This is a genomic window from Bacillus sp. FSL K6-2861 (assembly GCF_038630725.1).
GTDB classification, from domain to species: domain Bacteria; phylum Bacillota; class Bacilli; order Bacillales; family Bacillaceae; genus Bacillus; species Bacillus velezensis.
The window spans coordinates 3,034,124-3,049,554 of record NZ_CP152037.1 but is presented as its reverse complement, the minus strand read 5'-3'; the positions used below and the strand labels follow the sequence as shown (position 1 = coordinate 3,049,554).

Annotated in this window: 16 protein-coding genes; 12 read left to right on the top strand and 4 right to left on the bottom strand. The window is 49.1% G+C overall.

The window, feature by feature from the left end; genetic code table 11:
* Window positions 1–36: 36 nt before the first annotated feature.
* On the bottom strand, window positions 37–1,008 hold the full coding sequence (gene cysK / locus NYE62_RS15030) for a cysteine synthase A (protein ID WP_095352847.1): 972 nt from the start codon (window positions 1,006–1,008) through the stop codon (window positions 37–39).
* A gap of 89 nt (window positions 1,009–1,097) precedes the next feature.
* Here cysK and thpR point away from each other — a divergent pair, with 89 nt between their 5' ends.
* The 4 genes from thpR (at window position 1,098) to NYE62_RS15010 (ending at window position 4,658) form a co-directional block, all read left to right on the top strand.
* Window positions 1,098–1,649: an RNA 2',3'-cyclic phosphodiesterase gene (thpR, locus tag NYE62_RS15025; protein WP_088461252.1), complete on the top strand. Its 552-nt coding sequence runs from the start codon at window positions 1,098–1,100 to the stop codon at window positions 1,647–1,649.
* 26 nt (window positions 1,650–1,675) lie between these two features.
* Window positions 1,676–2,608, top strand: a complete 933-nt coding sequence (locus NYE62_RS15020; RefSeq protein WP_241457623.1) for a hypothetical protein — start codon at window positions 1,676–1,678, stop codon at window positions 2,606–2,608.
* A gap of 52 nt (window positions 2,609–2,660) precedes the next feature.
* Entirely contained in the window at window positions 2,661–3,590 is a 930-nt protein-coding gene (locus NYE62_RS15015) for a YegS/Rv2252/BmrU family lipid kinase (protein WP_020956225.1), read from the top strand.
* Between the two features lie 270 nt (window positions 3,591–3,860).
* Window positions 3,861–4,658: a phosphotransferase family protein gene (locus NYE62_RS15010; RefSeq protein ID WP_003152355.1), complete on the top strand. Its 798-nt coding sequence runs from the start codon at window positions 3,861–3,863 to the stop codon at window positions 4,656–4,658.
* Here NYE62_RS15010 and NYE62_RS15005 read toward each other — a convergent pair whose 3' ends face one another.
* The gene (locus NYE62_RS15005; protein WP_003152357.1) at window positions 4,659–4,937 is read right to left on the bottom strand and encodes a YtzH-like family protein; all 279 of its coding nucleotides are present in this window, start codon (window positions 4,935–4,937) and stop codon (window positions 4,659–4,661) included.
* A 185-nt stretch (window positions 4,938–5,122) separates the two neighbouring features.
* Between NYE62_RS15005 and trmB the strand changes: the two genes are divergently transcribed.
* The 3 genes from trmB to NYE62_RS14990 all read left to right on the top strand — a co-directional run bounded on the left by trmB (window position 5,123) and on the right by NYE62_RS14990 (window position 8,456).
* Window positions 5,123–5,776, top strand: a complete 654-nt coding sequence (gene trmB / locus NYE62_RS15000) for a tRNA (guanosine(46)-N7)-methyltransferase TrmB (protein WP_003152359.1) — start codon at window positions 5,123–5,125, stop codon at window positions 5,774–5,776.
* A gap of 58 nt (window positions 5,777–5,834) precedes the next feature.
* Complete coding sequence (locus NYE62_RS14995; protein WP_033574222.1) at window positions 5,835–6,680, top strand: MBL fold metallo-hydrolase; 846 nt, start codon at window positions 5,835–5,837, stop codon at window positions 6,678–6,680.
* Window positions 6,681–6,758: 78 nt separating this feature from the next.
* Window positions 6,759–8,456: an NAD-dependent malic enzyme gene (locus NYE62_RS14990; protein ID WP_031379297.1), complete on the top strand. Its 1,698-nt coding sequence runs from the start codon at window positions 6,759–6,761 to the stop codon at window positions 8,454–8,456.
* Between the two features lie 55 nt (window positions 8,457–8,511).
* Here the strand turns inward: NYE62_RS14990 and NYE62_RS14985 are convergent, their stop codons facing one another.
* Entirely contained in the window at window positions 8,512–8,829 is a 318-nt protein-coding gene (locus tag NYE62_RS14985) for a PepSY domain-containing protein (RefSeq protein ID WP_003152366.1), read from the bottom strand.
* Between the two features lie 158 nt (window positions 8,830–8,987).
* Here NYE62_RS14985 and NYE62_RS14980 point away from each other — a divergent pair, with 158 nt between their 5' ends.
* Entirely contained in the window at window positions 8,988–10,061 is a 1,074-nt protein-coding gene (locus tag NYE62_RS14980; RefSeq protein WP_003152370.1) for a M42 family metallopeptidase, read from the top strand.
* A 33-nt stretch (window positions 10,062–10,094) separates the two neighbouring features.
* Here the strand turns inward: NYE62_RS14980 and NYE62_RS14975 are convergent, their stop codons facing one another.
* On the bottom strand, window positions 10,095–10,541 hold the full coding sequence (locus NYE62_RS14975) for a YtoQ family protein (protein ID WP_095352850.1): 447 nt from the start codon (window positions 10,539–10,541) through the stop codon (window positions 10,095–10,097).
* A gap of 197 nt (window positions 10,542–10,738) precedes the next feature.
* Here NYE62_RS14975 and NYE62_RS14970 point away from each other — a divergent pair, with 197 nt between their 5' ends.
* The 4 genes from NYE62_RS14970 (at window position 10,739) to NYE62_RS14955 (ending at window position 15,278) form a co-directional block, all read left to right on the top strand.
* Window positions 10,739–11,062: a thioredoxin family protein gene (locus NYE62_RS14970; protein ID WP_003152373.1), complete on the top strand. Its 324-nt coding sequence runs from the start codon at window positions 10,739–10,741 to the stop codon at window positions 11,060–11,062.
* A 15-nt stretch (window positions 11,063–11,077) separates the two neighbouring features.
* Window positions 11,078–11,887: a DUF1444 domain-containing protein gene (locus tag NYE62_RS14965; protein ID WP_012118213.1), complete on the top strand. Its 810-nt coding sequence runs from the start codon at window positions 11,078–11,080 to the stop codon at window positions 11,885–11,887.
* A 14-nt stretch (window positions 11,888–11,901) separates the two neighbouring features.
* Window positions 11,902–12,507, top strand: coding sequence for a YtpR family tRNA-binding protein (gene ytpR, locus NYE62_RS14960; protein WP_022552814.1), 606 nt, complete (start codon window positions 11,902–11,904; stop codon window positions 12,505–12,507).
* Window positions 12,508–12,674: 167 nt separating this feature from the next.
* Window positions 12,675–15,278 (top strand): DNA translocase FtsK, encoded by a 2,604-nt coding sequence (locus NYE62_RS14955; protein WP_095352851.1) that lies wholly within the window; start codon window positions 12,675–12,677, stop codon window positions 15,276–15,278.
* Window positions 15,279–15,431: the final 153 nt, after the last annotated feature.

Here is a 15,431-nt window from a genome sequence, read left to right as displayed (position 1 = left end):
AATAAAAAGGGACGCCGAAAGCGGCATCCCTTTTTATCATTCAAATGACCATAAATCCGTTGATAAATAACGTTCTCCCGTATCGGCCGTCATACAGATGACGATCTGTTCGGAAGGGAGGCGTTTTGCGGTTTCAATGGCGGCGAAGCAGGCGGCGCCTGAAGACGGGCCGACGAGTATACCTTCTTCCCGGGCCAGACGGCGTGTTGTCGTATACGCATCTTCATCAGATATTTTCATGATTTCATCGTAAACGTCCTGATTCAGTATGCCGGGAATAAATCCGGGGCTTGTCCCGACAAGCTTATGAGCGCCGGGTTTTCCGCCAGACAGGACGGGAGATCCCGCGGGCTCGGCGACATGAACAATCATATCCGGGAAAAGCTCCCTCAGCGTTTCTCCGGTTCCGGTAATGGTTCCGCCCGTTCCCGCCGTTGCCACAAAAGCACCGAGCGGTCTGTTGAGCTGCTGAACGGCCTGATAGATTTCAATGGCGGTCGTTTTTCGGTGGGCATCTGGATTTGCGCCGTTATCGAATTGCATCGGGATAAAACTTCCCGGAATCTGTTCGGCGAGTTCTTTCGCTTTTTTGATGCTGCCGGGCATTCTTTCCGCCCCCGGTGTTAACACAACCTCCGCGCCGTACGCTTTCAGGAGGTTGATGCGTTCTTTCGTCATCGTGTCAGGCATGACGAGGATTGCCTTGTAGCCGCGCGCCGCCGCGTTCATCGCCAGGCCGATGCCTGTGTTGCCGCTTGTCGGTTCGATGATGACGGAGCCGGGTTTTAAATGCCCGCTGTTTTCCGCTTCAATGATCATATTGTAAGCCGCTCTGTCTTTGACACTGCCGCTCGGGTTAAACGATTCTAATTTTAAATAGACCTGTGCTGCATGTTCTGGCTGAAGACGATTGAGCTTTACGATCGGTGTGCCGCCGATCAGCTCCGCCGTGCTGTTTACGATTTTCAAGGCCGGCTCATTCCTTTCTGTATAAAACGTTCGGTACATAATATCCTATCATAATGAGCGGACAGGGTTCTCCTCTCCGCTTATCCGTTTTATAATAACACCATAACCAAAGAGGGGGAGATCCTCGTATGAGAGCTTCATTGCCGCATTATTTTATCGGCATTCCGATTCCGGCTGACATTGCTGAACCGATTTGGGAAGCAGCCAAAAAGGAGCCGGCGTTATCATTCAAAAAATGGGTGCACCCGCATGACTATCATATTACACTCATTTTTCTCGGAGCCGCGGATGAAGAACGGCTTGCGAAATTATCGTCTCTGCTCGCAGATGCTGCGTCGGCAGCGCAGCCGTTTACCGTACAGTTTCAGCATCTGGATATTTTCGGCGACCGCAGACAGCCGAGAGTGCTTCACCTTGAGCCCGAACGGAATGAACTGCTCTTTGATTTGCGGGAAAAAACAAAACAGGCTGTTTTGAAAGCCGGTTTTCAAGTGGAAAAACGCCCGTATCACCCTCATATGACGATGGCGCGGAAGTGGGCGGGAGACCGGCCGTTTCCTGACGATGTGCCGTTTGAAAGCGGCAGGGTGCAAAGTGCCGTCAGCCGGTTTTCCCTGTTTCAGACCCATCTTGACCGGTCGCCTAAATACGAAGAAATCGCACAGTTTCAATTGACATAAACAAATATTCGGAGTGGAGAAATCACATGGCACAGATCATCAAAATTCACGACTGCATATCCAGATATGAACTTGATCCATATCATTATATGAACCAGTTTATCCGGCTGAAGAAAGAACGCTTTGAGGCGCTTCTTGAAGCGTTTGACCGGATGACGGAAGAAAAAGAAACGGAAACGGCTGCCGGCGGGGAAACCGATCAAGCGCCGGCCAGGAAAAAATTTTCCTTAAAAAAGAGAAAAGAAGAAAATACGGCCGATATAAATGAAAAGAGGCACCAATGGTTTGATGAGCCGGAGGGAGAAGAGGCGCTGTTCGGGAACCTTCCGTCTCAAAAGTCTGAGCTTGCGCCTTTTTTCAAAGATCAGCTGTATGACTTTCAATTAAAATGGGCGAGCTCCACGCTTTCTCAAAAGTCTGAGCTTTCGCAGGCGGTCAAAAGGGACGGGATGTTAAAAATGCTGGCTCAAAAGCTGCCCGATTCCTATTTTGTGATGTATCATCCGGTTCTGCAAATTCAGCAGGCGTCCGTCGAACTGAGCATGATCATCATCTCGCCGCTGGAGATTTTCTGCGCTGCTTTTATGGAAGCGGAAGAGGACAGCGTATATATCGGATCAAAACACCGTTTTTGGGAAGAAAGAGGCTCCGGCAGCACACGCCAAGTATTGAATCCGGCTCTCAGCCTGCAGCGGACGGGCTCGGTCGTTTCGCAAATCGTAAAAGAAAAGCAGGCCGACATTCCCGTGCGGAAGCTTTTACTCAGCAGAACGTCTTATATTGATTACCCGGAGCCGCCGTACGGGCTGGAAATAGCTGATAAACGGACTGCCGCAGGGTGGCTGGAAAAGCAGCAGAAAAATACGGCGCCGATCAAGCACCACCAGCTGAAGGCGGCGAAGGCTCTTTTGTCTTACGGCTTGAGCGATTCAAGCCGGAGACAGGAATGGCTTGATTAAAGCGGACGTTTGCCGGCTGTCTCTTCATCTATGAAGCAGGTGAAAACAAACGATGAGTCAATGGTTTTTTATTATTAATCCGGTCTCAGGAGGCGGGCGGGGCCGGCGTGTCTGGAAATCAGTTCAAAAAGAGCTGACCAGGCGCGGGGTCAGCCACCGCTCTTTTTTGACCGGGCATCCCGGACATGCGGAGGTGCTGGCGAGACAGATTTCAATGATGCAGGATCATAAGCTTAAGCGGCTGTTCGTCATCGGCGGTGACGGGACGATGCATGAAGTCATTAACGGACTGAAAGGAACGGATCAGATTGAGCTGACCTTTGTGCCCGCCGGTTCGTACAATGACTTTTCCAAAGGGCTCGGTATTAAGAAGTCGGCGCTCCTCCAAGAAATCAAAAGTCTGCACCGCCCGCTCACACGGAAATTTTTTGCGGGAAACATCAACTTTTTTCATGACAAAGCGCAATCACTTTATTTTATTAACCACCTGTCTGTCGGCTTCGATGCCTCAGTTTTGAAGGCAGCCGCGAATTTTCCGTTATCGCGCGTTCTTCGGTTTTTGCGTCTCGGCTTTGTGATTTACCCGCTCGCGCATTTACATACGGCCTCGGGGTTTCAGCCGTTCAGATTTGTTTGCACGGCAGACGGCCAGAAGCGTGAATTCCGCAATGTCTGGTTTGTCATTGCGGCTAATCACCCTTATTACGGAGGCGGCATGAAAGCGGCGCCTTCAGCAAATCCCCGTCAAAACCATTTTGATATTGTCATCGCAGAAAACCTGTCCTTTTTCTCACTGTATCGTTTTTTATGGGCGATGAGCTTCGGCCGGCATATCAAAATGGACGGAGTGACGATGATAAAGGGGAAGGAATTCGTTTTTGAAACAGATGGGAAAATTCCGTTTCACGCTGACGGCGAGCTGATCGGAACGACGCCGTTTCGGCTTATGCCGGGCGGTACGCCGTTGAAAATAAAAACATAATAAACAAATGAAACCCGTCAAATGTTTCACGGCAAAGAGCGGTTCGCGGCATAAATCTTCAGAATTCACAGGTGTTCTTGCTAGTTATGCTTGACGAAGTTTGTGCTGTAGCGCTAAAATTTATAGGACGGCTATTGATTAGCATATGAGACTCTCAATAGCTGTCTTTTTTATTCTCATGAAATTGTTTATGACAGGCCGCTCCGCCAATAGAGACAGGCTGGAGGCCTATTCTAAAATATTTTAAGAAATGATGGGTTGAACATTGATATGAACTGGTTGGGACAATTACTAGGTAGCGATTGGGAGATCTTCCCCGCCGGAGGAGCTACAGGAGATGCATATTATGCGAAACATAACGGCCAACAGCTTTTTTTAAAACGTAATAGCTCGCCCTTTTTAGCCGTGTTATCTGCCGAAGGCATTGTTCCGAAGCTGGTTTGGACGAAACGGATGGAAAACGGGGACGTCATTACGGCTCAGCATTGGATGGCGGGCAGGGAGCTGAAGGCAAAGGATATGAGCGGACGCCCGGTGGCTGAGCTGCTCCGCAAAATCCACACATCAAAAGCTTTGCTCGACATGCTGAAAAGATTGGGAAAAGAACCGCTTGATCCGGGCGCCCTTTTGTCGCAGCTGAAGCAGGCCGTCTTTGCCGTGCGGCAATTTTCGCCGCTTATTCAGGAAGGCCTTGCTTATTTGGAAGCTCATGTGGATCAGGTGCAATTCGGTGAAAAAGTCGTTTGCCATTGTGATGTGAATCATAATAACTGGCTTCTGTCTGAAGACAACCAGCTGTATTTAATAGATTGGGACGGCGCCATGATAGCTGATCCGGCCATGGATCTCGGCCCTTTATTGTATCATTACGTCGAAGAGCCAGCGTGGGACAGCTGGCTTGGGATGTACGGCATGAAGCTCACGGAAGGGCTTCGGCTGCGGATGGCGTGGTACATGTTATCGGAGACCATCACCTTCATCGCCTGGCACAAATCAAAAGGAAACGACAAAGCGTATCATGATGCCATGGAAGAGCTTCATGCCCTGATGAAGCGGATTGTCAAGTAGTCAGGAGTACGAATCCATCTGCTCCACCCATTGGGACAAATGGTTTTGGTGCTCCTGAATATGCGTGTCGATGGAATCGGCCGTGATGCCGGACTGGCTGTAGCGGTAGACATCCTCGAGCACGTTTTTTATATTTGAATCAAGCCCGGTGTTGGCCATCAGTGATTTGATGACGCGCTCCAGCTGTTCATACTCGGCAACCGTGCCGCAGCAATCCAATTGATGGTCGGCCAGTATGTCCTTTAATAACCGGACCTGATGTTCGCTTGTTAAGCCCATGATTCATATACACATCCTTTCTGTGTCATACATTGTGCAAAGCGGTGCGGTTTTATGCATCACATGAGTGTTCCGGACCGGGGAGCCTCTTTTTTTATGCAGCCGGCGCCTTTAAAAGGCGCTTGCGGCTCTTTATGTTTCATGGTATGTTGTTACTCGAAATTATAGATAGAGGTGTCAATCATATGAGAATGCGCCATAAACCTTGGGCGAATGATTTTCTGGCAGAAAACGCTGACATCGCCATCAGTGATCCGGCCCAGTATAAAGGGCGGTGGAACACGGTCTTTGGCAATGACAACCCGATCCATATTGAAGTCGGTACGGGTAAAGGGCAGTTCATTTCAGGAATGGCCAAGCAGAATCCGGATATCAACTATATCGGGATTGAGCTGTTTAAAAGCGTCATCGTCACTGCCGTCCAAAAAGTTAAGGACAGCGGGGCTCACAATGTCCGTTTGTTAAATATAGACGCGGAAACACTGAATGACGTATTTGAACGGGGAGAAATCAAGCGCGTATATTTAAACTTTTCTGACCCGTGGCCGAAAAACCGCCACGAAAAGCGCCGTTTAACTTTTAAAACGTTCTTGAAAAAATACGAAGAAGTGATGGGCGAAACAGGTGAGATTCATTTCAAAACCGATAACCGCGGTTTATTCGAATACTCTCTGAAAAGCTTTTCCGAATACGGCCTGCTTCTGACGGAAGTCAGCCTTGATCTGCACAACAGCGATCCGAAGGGCAATATTATGACAGAATACGAAGAAAAATTCTCCGCGCTCGGCCAGCCGATTTATCGGGCCGAAGTTGAATGGAGAACAAAAGACAGACTCTGATGCGGGAGTCTGTTTTTTTATGCCGCCATTTGCTACCATTACATCAGGAGGGATCAAGATGGAGACATTGAATATTGGGAATATTTCATTAACATGGCTGGACGGCGGTGTAACACATATGGACGGCGGAGCGATGTTCGGCGTTGTCCCGAAACCTTTATGGTCGAGAAAATACCCCGTAAATGACAAAAACCAGATTGAATTAAGAACAGACCCGATTCTGATCAGAAAAAACGGCCTCAATATATTGGTTGACGCGGGTATCGGCCGAGGGAAATTCTCTGATAAACAAAAAAGGAATTACGGCGTAACACAGGAATCCAATCTGAAACAATCTCTTCGTGACCTCGGGCTTTCCTGTGAGGACATTCATATTGCCGCGATGACCCATCTTCATTTTGACCATGCATGCGGCCTGACGGAGTACAGCGGAGAGGAGCTTGTCTCTGTTTTCCCGAATGCCCGCATTATCACTTCTGCAACAGAGTGGCGCGAAATGAGAAATCCTAATATCAGATCGAAAAATACATATTGGAGAGAAAATTGGGAGGCGGTGCAAGATCAGGTCGAAACCTTTGAAAACGAGTATCAGCTGACAGAAGGCATTACGATGCACCACACCGGCGGCCACAGCGACGGCCACAGCGTCATCGTCTTAGAAGACGGAGGGGAGACGGCTGTGCATTTTGCCGACCTGATGCCGACGAATGCGCATAAAAATCCGTTATGGGTGCTGGCCTATGATGATTATCCGATGACCTCTATTCCAGAAAAGCAGAAATGGCAGACGTTCGCGGCAGAAAAAGACGCCTGGCTGATTTTCTATCACGACGCGATTTACAGAGCGGTAAAATGGGGAGAAGACGGCGAAGTGGCTGCATCTGTCAAACGGGAGAAAAAATAAGCGGATCGATGATTTGCCTGTATGAATTTCGGGAATAAAAGCAAACCTAAGACAAATTGCTTTGAAAGGAAGAGACAGGTGAATCAATTTCAAGTGACGAAAGATGGAGAAATCAAAACAACACTGCGCGGATTAGAAGTGCTTTCTACGCCTTTTTTAAATAAAGGGGTGGCCTTTACACAGGAGGAAAGAAAGGAACTCGGGCTCGAGGGGTTTCTGCCGCCGAAAGTATTGACAATCGAAGAGCAGGCGAGGCGGGCCTACGAACAATTCAGTTCGCAGCCTGATGAGCTGAGCAAAAATGTCTACTTGACCGCTCTCCATGACCGGAATGAAACGTTATTTTACAGGCTGTTAAATGATCATTTAGGCGAAATGCTGCCGATCGTATATACGCCGACCGTCGGCACTGCGATCCAGCGTTACAGCCATGAGTACAGAAAACCCCGCGGTCTGTATTTGTCAATAGATGACCCTGAAGGAATGCGCGCCGCATTTCAGCAGTTCGGAAAAAATGAAAACATTGACTTAATCGTTGCGACAGATGCCGAGGGCATTCTGGGAATCGGTGACTGGGGCGTCGGCGGCATCGCCATTTCTGTCGGAAAACTTGCGGTGTATACGGCGGCGGCAGGAATTGATCCGTCACGAGTGCTTGCGGTCGTATTGGACGCGGGGACAAATCAGGAAAGCCTCTTAAATGACCCGCTGTATGTCGGAAACCAGCATTCAAGAGTGCGCGGCGAGAAATATGACCGCTTTATTGATGAGTATGTCTCGCTTGCCCGGGAAACATTCCCGAATGCGCTGCTTCATTGGGAGGATTTCGGTACGGCTAACGCCCGCGGCATATTAAAACGGTATAAAGATAAAGTCTGTACGTTTAACGATGACATTCAAGGAACGGGCGCGGTATCGCTTGCAGCTGTTTTAGCGTGTGCAAAAGCATCAAAAGTGCCTTTAAAAGAGCATAAAGTCGTCGTCTTCGGCGCGGGAACGGCCGGTATCGGAATTGCTGAGCAGCTGCGCGAAGCCATGGTGCATGACGGATTAAGCGAAGAAGAATCCTACAGCCATTTTTGGTGTATCGACAGAAACGGATTGTTAACGGATGATATGAAGGACTTGCGTGATTTTCAGGTTCCGTACGCGCGCCCTGCTGATGAAGTGAAAGAGTACGGCCGCAGCGGTGAAGGCGGATCAATTGATCTGGCGGAGACGGTGCGTCAGGCCAAGCCGACGATTCTGATCGGCACATCCACCGTATCAGGCGCATTTACGGAAGAAATCGTCAAAGAAATGGCCTCGCATGTCAAACGGCCCGCTATTTTGCCGATGTCAAACCCAACGACATTATCAGAAGCAAAACCTGAAGATTTGATTAAATGGACGGAAGGCCGCGCGCTTGTCACTACGGGTAGTCCGTTTCCGCCTGTTGCGTATAACGGCGTTACCTACCATATCGGACAGGCGAACAACGCGCTCGTATTCCCGGGACTCGGACTCGGCACGATTGTGACGAAAGCAAGGATCATTACGGACAATATGTTCGTTGCCTGCGCGAATGCCATCGCCGGTATGGTGGATGTCGGCAAGCCGGGGGCGCCGATGCTTCCGAAAGTGGAGGATCTTAGGACGGTATCGGCAACTGTGGCGGTAGCTGTAGCTAAAGCTGCGATTCAGGACGGTGTAGCGGAAACGGAACCCGAGGATCTGATCCAAGCGGTGCAGGACGCGATGTGGCACCCAGTATATAAACGAATTCGGCCGATGTAACCGAATAAAGCCCAAAACGCTGATGGTTTTGGGCTTTATTTTTTGCTTGTCCGAATTATGAGGCGACAGAATCAATGACATCGACAATCTGGCCTGTTTTTGCATTGACCATAACTTCATATTGCTCCAGTTCGCCGAATGCCGAACGTGTCACGCCGGTCTTGTATACCTGGATGGTTTCTCCGTTTACCTGGTAGGGCTCGGGCTCTGTGTAAATCCATGATCCGTCTATCGGCCCGCGCTGTTTAAAAGCCGCTTTCACGATACGGAGCGCTTTTTCTGAAGAGATATAAGGTTTCATCGCATACTTTTTCACTGCGATGGCAGCGCATAATCCGACTCCTGCACCTAAGAGAAAATGACGTAATTTCAATATGAAGCACCTCCAATTATGTCGTAATTTTTATTATACAGAAGATGCCAGACGGTGTTAAGTAAAGCGACGGTTTTCCAGCCCATTCAATCTGAGCGCTTGGAAAACGGTTGTTTTTCTAATAAAATAAAAGCATTACATAGAAATGAGGGGAAAATATGAATGAGGAAACGAAAACGCTTTTCCGGACGCTGACGCAGCTTCCCGGCGCACCGGGAAATGAACATCAGGTCCGCTCCTTTATGAAACGGGAGCTTGCGAAATATGCGGATGACATCGTGCAGGACAGACTCGGAAGTGTTTTCGGAGTAAGGCGCGGCGCTGAAGATGCGCCGACCGTTATGGTAGCCGGCCATATGGACGAAGTCGGGTTTATGGTAACGCAGATTACGGATAACGGCATGCTGAGATTTCAGACGCTCGGCGGCTGGTGGAGCCAGGTGCTGCTTGCCCAGCGCGTCGAGGTGCAGACGGATAACGGACCGATTATCGGCGTCATCTCAAGCATCCCGCCCCACATTTTAACGGATGCCCAGCGCGCAAAGCCGATGGAGATCAAAAATATGATGATTGATATCGGTGCCGATGACAGAGAGGACGCGGTCAAAATGGGGATCAGACCGGGACAGCAGGTCGTGCCTGTCTGCCCGTTCACCCCGATGGCCAACGAGAAGAAAATATTGTCCAAAGCGTGGGATAACCGCTACGGCTGCGGGTTAAGCATTGAACTATTAAAAGAGCTGCACGGAAAAGACCTGCCGAACAATCTGTACGCCGGGGCCACCGTTCAGGAGGAAGTCGGCTTGAGAGGGGCGCAGACAGCGGCCAACATGATTCAGCCTGATCTCTTTTTCGCGCTTGATGCCAGCCCGGCAAATGATATGAGCGGCGATAAGGAGCTGTTCGGCCGTCTCGGCGAGGGGGTGCTGCTCCGCATTCTCGACAGAACGACGGTCATGCACCGCGGGATGAGAGAGTTCGTCCTTGATATGGCGGAAACGCACAATATCCCTTATCAATATTTCGCTTCAGGCGGGGGAACGGATGCCGGACGGGTCCACATATCAAACAGCGGGGTTCCGTCTGCCGTCATCGGCATTTGTTCAAGATACATTCATACAAATGCCGCCATCATCCATGTCGATGATTATGCCGCGGCGAAAGAAATGCTCATTAAGCTGGTCATGGCGAGTGACAAACAGACGGTCGAAACGATCAGAGAAAATGTGTGAAAAAATAAGCAGGACCGCATAAAGGCGGCCTGCTTATTCTGTTTCAAATAAATAAGAGAGTGCTTTCATCGCTTGATTGACGGTTTCGACCGTGATATTCGCTTTTCCGGAAAGCTCTTTCAGCGGATGATGAAGTTCTTTCGGGCGGATGAGAATGAGCGGCTTTCCTTTTGCGATGGCATAAGAAGCATCCATCGCGGTATTCCACTGCTTATATTTCTCGCCAAACAGGGCGATCACAAAATCGGCTTTTTCCATCAGCACCTCTGTACGGAAATTGTTGATATCAGAAGCTCTGGCGTCTTTTAAAACAGAATCGGGCTGCACGCCCATAATCTCTTCTCCGATATTGTCTGAGCGTTCATGGTTTTCCATCGGGCCGACAAACGTAATCGGCAGGTCCAGCGCCGTTGCTTTTTGCTTAATCTCATCCCGCCAATTACTGTGGATTTCACCCGCTAAATACACGACAAAATGCATCTTTTGCCCCTCCTTATGTACATATTCAGATTTTCGTACGGCTACAAGCAAAATGGTAAACGAAACTTGCTTGATAATGCAAATGAAATATGATAATGATATTGCATATAGTTGGTCTTGCTGTAAACAGTCTGGTATGATCCAATTGGACAAACATCAGCATATAAAAAACTCATAATTCAGATGGAGGAATGACAATGAAAAAGATTGAAAGCACGGAAGAATTGCAAAAAGCGGTACAAGACGATTGGGCGGTATTTATGTTTTCAGCGGATTGGTGCCCGGACTGCCGCTTTGTGGAGCCGTTTCTCCCTGAGCTGGAAGCGGACTTTCCTGAATTCACTTATTACTACGTAGACCGCGATCAATTTATTGATACATGCGCGGAATGGGAAATTTACGGCATTCCGAGCTTTGTTGTGTTTAACGGAGGAAAAGAAGTGAACCGCTTCGTCAGCAAAGACCGTAAAACAAAAGAAGAAATTGAGCAATTTTTAACCGATTCCCTTGCTAAAGCATAAAGGAGGCCACGGGCTTTGAAAATGACGTCAAGGAAGCTGGCGGATTTATTAAAACAGCGCCTGCAGCACGAGAACCGATCCTTCTTTTTTGACAGAGAAAAAGACACCCTCCGTGTTGAGGATCAAACGACCAAAAAAGGCATCACATTGGAGCTCCCGCCGATCATTGCGAAGTGGGAGACGAAAAAAGAAGAAGCGATCGACGAAATCGTCTACTATGTGTCAGAAGCAATGGAGGCGATGGAAGGCAGCGGACAGGAGATGTCCGGAAAGGAAGCCGGTATCTATCCGGTCATCCGCTCCACATCATTTCCCGATCAAACGAGCGACGGCATTCCCCTCGTGTATGATGACCATACGGCCGAAACGAGAATCTACTACGCGCTTGACCTCGGCAAGACGTACCGCTTAATTGACAGCCGTATGCTCGAGAAAGAAAACTGGACAAAAGAACGGATCAGGGAGACGGCGTCATTCAATCTTCGCTCTCTTCCTTCAGTTGTGAAACAGGATACGGTTGCGGACAATTATTTTTATTTTTTCAGGGCGAATGACGGCTATGACGCCAGCCGGATTCTCAATGATTCGATTCTTCATGAATACAAGCAGGCCGCTGAAGGCGAATTGGCGATTTCCGTCCCGCATCAGGATGTATTAATACTTGCTGACATTCGAAATGAATCGGGTTATGATATTTTAGGGCAAATGTCCATGAGCTTCTTTGCAAGCGGCACGGTGCCGATTACGGCCCTTTCATTTCTGTATAATGAAGGCAGACTGGAACCTGTGTTTATCATGGCGAAAAGCCGGCCGAAAAAGGATTAGAAAGGATTTTTCTTATGAACGCTTTTTACAATAAAGAAGGTGTGGGAGATACGCTTCTGATCTCTCTTAAAGATGCGGCACGCGAAGAAATCGCCTATGAAAGAGAAGGCGATGTCATCAGAATCTTTAACAAAGAAACAAAAGAAACGACGGGTTTTAACATTTTTAATGTGTCTTCTTATCTACAGATTGAGGACAACGGCCCCGTCGCTTTGTCTGAGACATTCGTTCAGGATGTGAATGAAATACTGAACAGAAACGGCGTTTCAGAAACGCTGACGGTTGACCTTTCTCCGAAATTTGTTGTCGGTCACGTTGAATCGAAAGAAAAACATCCGAATGCGGATAAACTGAATATCTGCCAAGTGAATGTGGGAGAGGAAACCCTCCAAATCGTTTGCGGCGCGCCGAACGTGGACAAAGGGCAAAAAGTCGTCGTCGCTAAAGTCGGCGCGGTGATGCCGAGCGGACTTGTGATTAAAGACGCTGAATTAAGAGGCGTTCCGTCAAGCGGCATGATCTGCTCCGCGAAAGAACTCGCTTTGCCGGATGCGCCGGCGGAAAAAGGGATTCTTGTTCTTGAAGACAGCCGCGAGGCCGGCGAAGCATTTCAATTCTAACTCCCATAAATAAGCGCACAGAATCGAATGATGTGAGAGAAAGCCGTTAAGCAGGCCTGCTTAACGGCTTTCTTCAGTTGGGAGCTTAATCTTTTCTGAGCCGCCCGGCAATGGTATACTAAATATCGTCCCAGACTACTAAAAAGGGAGTTAGAGAGTGATTAAACATGAGTTGGCTGAATAAATTTTTTGACTTATTTTTAGGTGAAAAAGAAGAAGAGCATGAACGTGAACCAAACACGCATGCCCAAATCCCGAAACAGCAGATACCGGATCAGCCAGAAGGCAAATTCACGCGCATGGAAGATCCTAAAATATATTACGAATATCCGAAAGGGAATTTCCGCTTCCCCGTCGTTCCGGACGGCTATAAGCGAACGGAGCAAAACCAAAGACAGCGGGAAAGGCACGAACGCCGCCAGCCGTCCCGGGATTATGCCGCCGGGAAGGAGCAAACCGAGCGGAAACAGCATACACATAAAGAGCCTGAAACGGTGAAAAAGCCCTTTAAACCGTCATCCATTCCTTCACCGGTTTACGGCTTTCAATCTCAGCACAGCATAAAAAAAGCGCCTAATTCCGAAAAGCGGCGTGAAGAGAACGTAACATTGCTTTCAGAGGAGCAATTTGTTCCGCCAAAAGCCGGCCAGGAAACAGAAAAAGAGCCCGTCTTCACAACATCCGGCATAACAAAACAGACGAATGACCGGCCAGAACCGTTTGCGAAACAAGAAACGGAAGAAATCCCGGCCGTTAAAAAAGAGGAGCTTCACACCGAGGCTGAGAATGCAAAAGAGCAAGTGTTTGCAGCAGCAGAACCGCAGCAGACTGAAGAGCGGGAGCACACGGAAAGCGCGGAGTCTGCCGGCTTTACAGAAGAACAAGAGCATGAACAAACCCGCCCGCAGCCTATTAAAGAGCCTGAGTATGAAGAATCCCGAACGGCTGAAAACACAGAGGAACAAGCGGCGCCGCAGGAGGAATATCAGGAGCCTGAGCCGGAAAAAGCACCGCCTTTTGAAACCGCAGAAGAAACGGTGTATACATACACAGAACCCGGATACGATGAGGAGGTTCAGCCGCAGTCTGAAGACAAGCCCGAATCAGCTGAAACCGACGCGGAACAGGAAACAGACTCGCAGCCTGAGTACAATGAAGTCACGCGGCATTCAGACCCCGAGCCTGAACCTGCAAGCATCGAGACGGCCGATGCCCCGTCCCGGCCTGCCGAAGAAAAAACGGAGCATCAAGGACAGCCTCAGACTGTGAAAAAAGCGGAGCGGCCGAAAGAGCGCAATGTTCCGTTTAACGTCATGATGCTTAAAAGCGATAAACACAAGCAGGCGAAGACGCCAGAGGGCGGAGCGAGCTATGTCTTTCCGAATCTGTCGCTTCTGGACGTACCGCCGGCGCAAAGACATGACGACCAATCGTGGATTGAAGAACAGCGCGAGCTTTTAAACGTTACGCTGAAAAACTTTAATGTGCGCGCCCAAGTCGTTCATGTCACACAAGGCCCGTCCGTCACACGTTTTGAAGTGCATCCTGAGCCCGGAGTGAAAGTAAACAAAATTACAAACTTAGCAGATGATATTAAACTGAGCCTGTCTGCCAAGGATATTCGGATTGAGGCGCCGATCCCCGGTAAAAACACGATCGGCATTGAAGTTCCGAACCGCGTAAGCAAAGTCGTCGATTTAAGGCAGATGATCAGAAGCGCCGCTTTCAGGACGAATCCGTCTCCGCTTACAGCCGCGCTCGGTGTCGATATTTCCGGAAACCCGGTCGTCATTGATTTGAAAAAGATGCCGCACGGGTTGATAGCGGGTGCGACAGGATCGGGAAAAAGCGTCTGCATCAATACCATTTTGGTCAGTCTGCTTTATAAGGCGGATCCGAGTGATGTCAAAATGCTTCTGATTGATCCGAAAATGGTCGAGCTTGCGCCTTATAACCAAATTCCGCATTTGGTCAGCCCCGTCATCACGGACGCCAAAGCTGCGACCGCCGCGTTAAAATGGGTTGTGGAAGAGATGGAACGGCGATATGAACTGTTTGCCCATTCGGGTGTGAGAGATATCGGCCGCTTTAATGAATTAACCGCCGATCATAAGACAGGCGAAAAGCTTCCGTACCTCGTAGTGGTCATTGATGAGCTTGCCGATTTAATGATGGTCGCGCCGAACGATGTGGAAGAAAGCATTGCCAGAATCGCGCAGAAAGCGAGAGCCTGCGGCATTCATCTGCTTGTCGCGACACAGCGTCCGTCTGTCGATGTCATTACCGGAATGATCAAGGCAAACATACCGACGAGGATTGCATTCTCCGTCTCAAGCCAGGTAGATTCCAGAACGATCATCGACATGGCGGGAGCGGAAAAGCTGCTCGGAAAAGGCGACATGCTGTACTGGGAAAACGGTACCGGAAAACCGGTGCGCCTGCAGGGCAACTTTGTATCCGACAGAGAAATTGACCGCGTCGTCTCTCATGTCAGAAAGCAGCTGCCGCCTTCTTATTTGTTTGAACAGGAAGAACTGATCAGGCAGGGAACCGCCCTTAAGGAAGAAGACGAACTGTTTCCTGAGGCGTGCCAATTCGTCGTGGAGCAAAACAGTGCCAGCACCTCAAGCCTTCAAAGAAGGTTCAGAATCGGTTATAACCGCGCCGCGAGGCTGATTGACATGATGGAAGCCGAAGGCATGATCTCAGAAGCGAAGGGCAGCAAACCCCGTGAAGTGCTGATTACGGCCGCTGACATTGCTCAAGAATAAGAATATCGTTCATTTTTCTCACAAACATGGTATGATAGTGGATGGACCATCAAAACTGCATCACTGTCACGCGCTGAAATATCATGCGGCAGGTTTAATCAAAAAGAAAGTTACAGATACTGACGATAACGTAAAAATAAATGGAAGCGCCGC

Coding starts and splice junctions, on each gene's coding strand:
- cysK (WP_095352847.1), bottom strand. CDS start 1,008: ATGTACCGAACGTTTTATACAGAAAGGAATGAGCCGGCCTTGAAAATC.
- thpR (WP_088461252.1), top strand. CDS start 1,098: ATGAGAGCTTCATTGCCGCATTATTTTATCGGCATTCCGATTCCGGCT.
- NYE62_RS15020 (WP_241457623.1), top strand. CDS start 1,676: ATGGCACAGATCATCAAAATTCACGACTGCATATCCAGATATGAACTT.
- NYE62_RS15015 (WP_020956225.1), top strand. CDS start 2,661: ATGAGTCAATGGTTTTTTATTATTAATCCGGTCTCAGGAGGCGGGCGG.
- NYE62_RS15010 (WP_003152355.1), top strand. CDS start 3,861: ATGAACTGGTTGGGACAATTACTAGGTAGCGATTGGGAGATCTTCCCC.
- NYE62_RS15005 (WP_003152357.1), bottom strand. CDS start 4,937: ATGGGCTTAACAAGCGAACATCAGGTCCGGTTATTAAAGGACATACTG.
- trmB (WP_003152359.1), top strand. CDS start 5,123: ATGAGAATGCGCCATAAACCTTGGGCGAATGATTTTCTGGCAGAAAAC.
- NYE62_RS14995 (WP_033574222.1), top strand. CDS start 5,835: ATGGAGACATTGAATATTGGGAATATTTCATTAACATGGCTGGACGGC.
- NYE62_RS14980 (WP_003152370.1), top strand. CDS start 8,988: ATGAATGAGGAAACGAAAACGCTTTTCCGGACGCTGACGCAGCTTCCC.
- NYE62_RS14975 (WP_095352850.1), bottom strand. CDS start 10,541: ATGCATTTTGTCGTGTATTTAGCGGGTGAAATCCACAGTAATTGGCGG.
- NYE62_RS14970 (WP_003152373.1), top strand. CDS start 10,739: ATGAAAAAGATTGAAAGCACGGAAGAATTGCAAAAAGCGGTACAAGAC.
- ytpR (WP_022552814.1), top strand. CDS start 11,902: ATGAACGCTTTTTACAATAAAGAAGGTGTGGGAGATACGCTTCTGATC.
- NYE62_RS14955 (WP_095352851.1), top strand. CDS start 12,675: ATGAGTTGGCTGAATAAATTTTTTGACTTATTTTTAGGTGAAAAAGAA.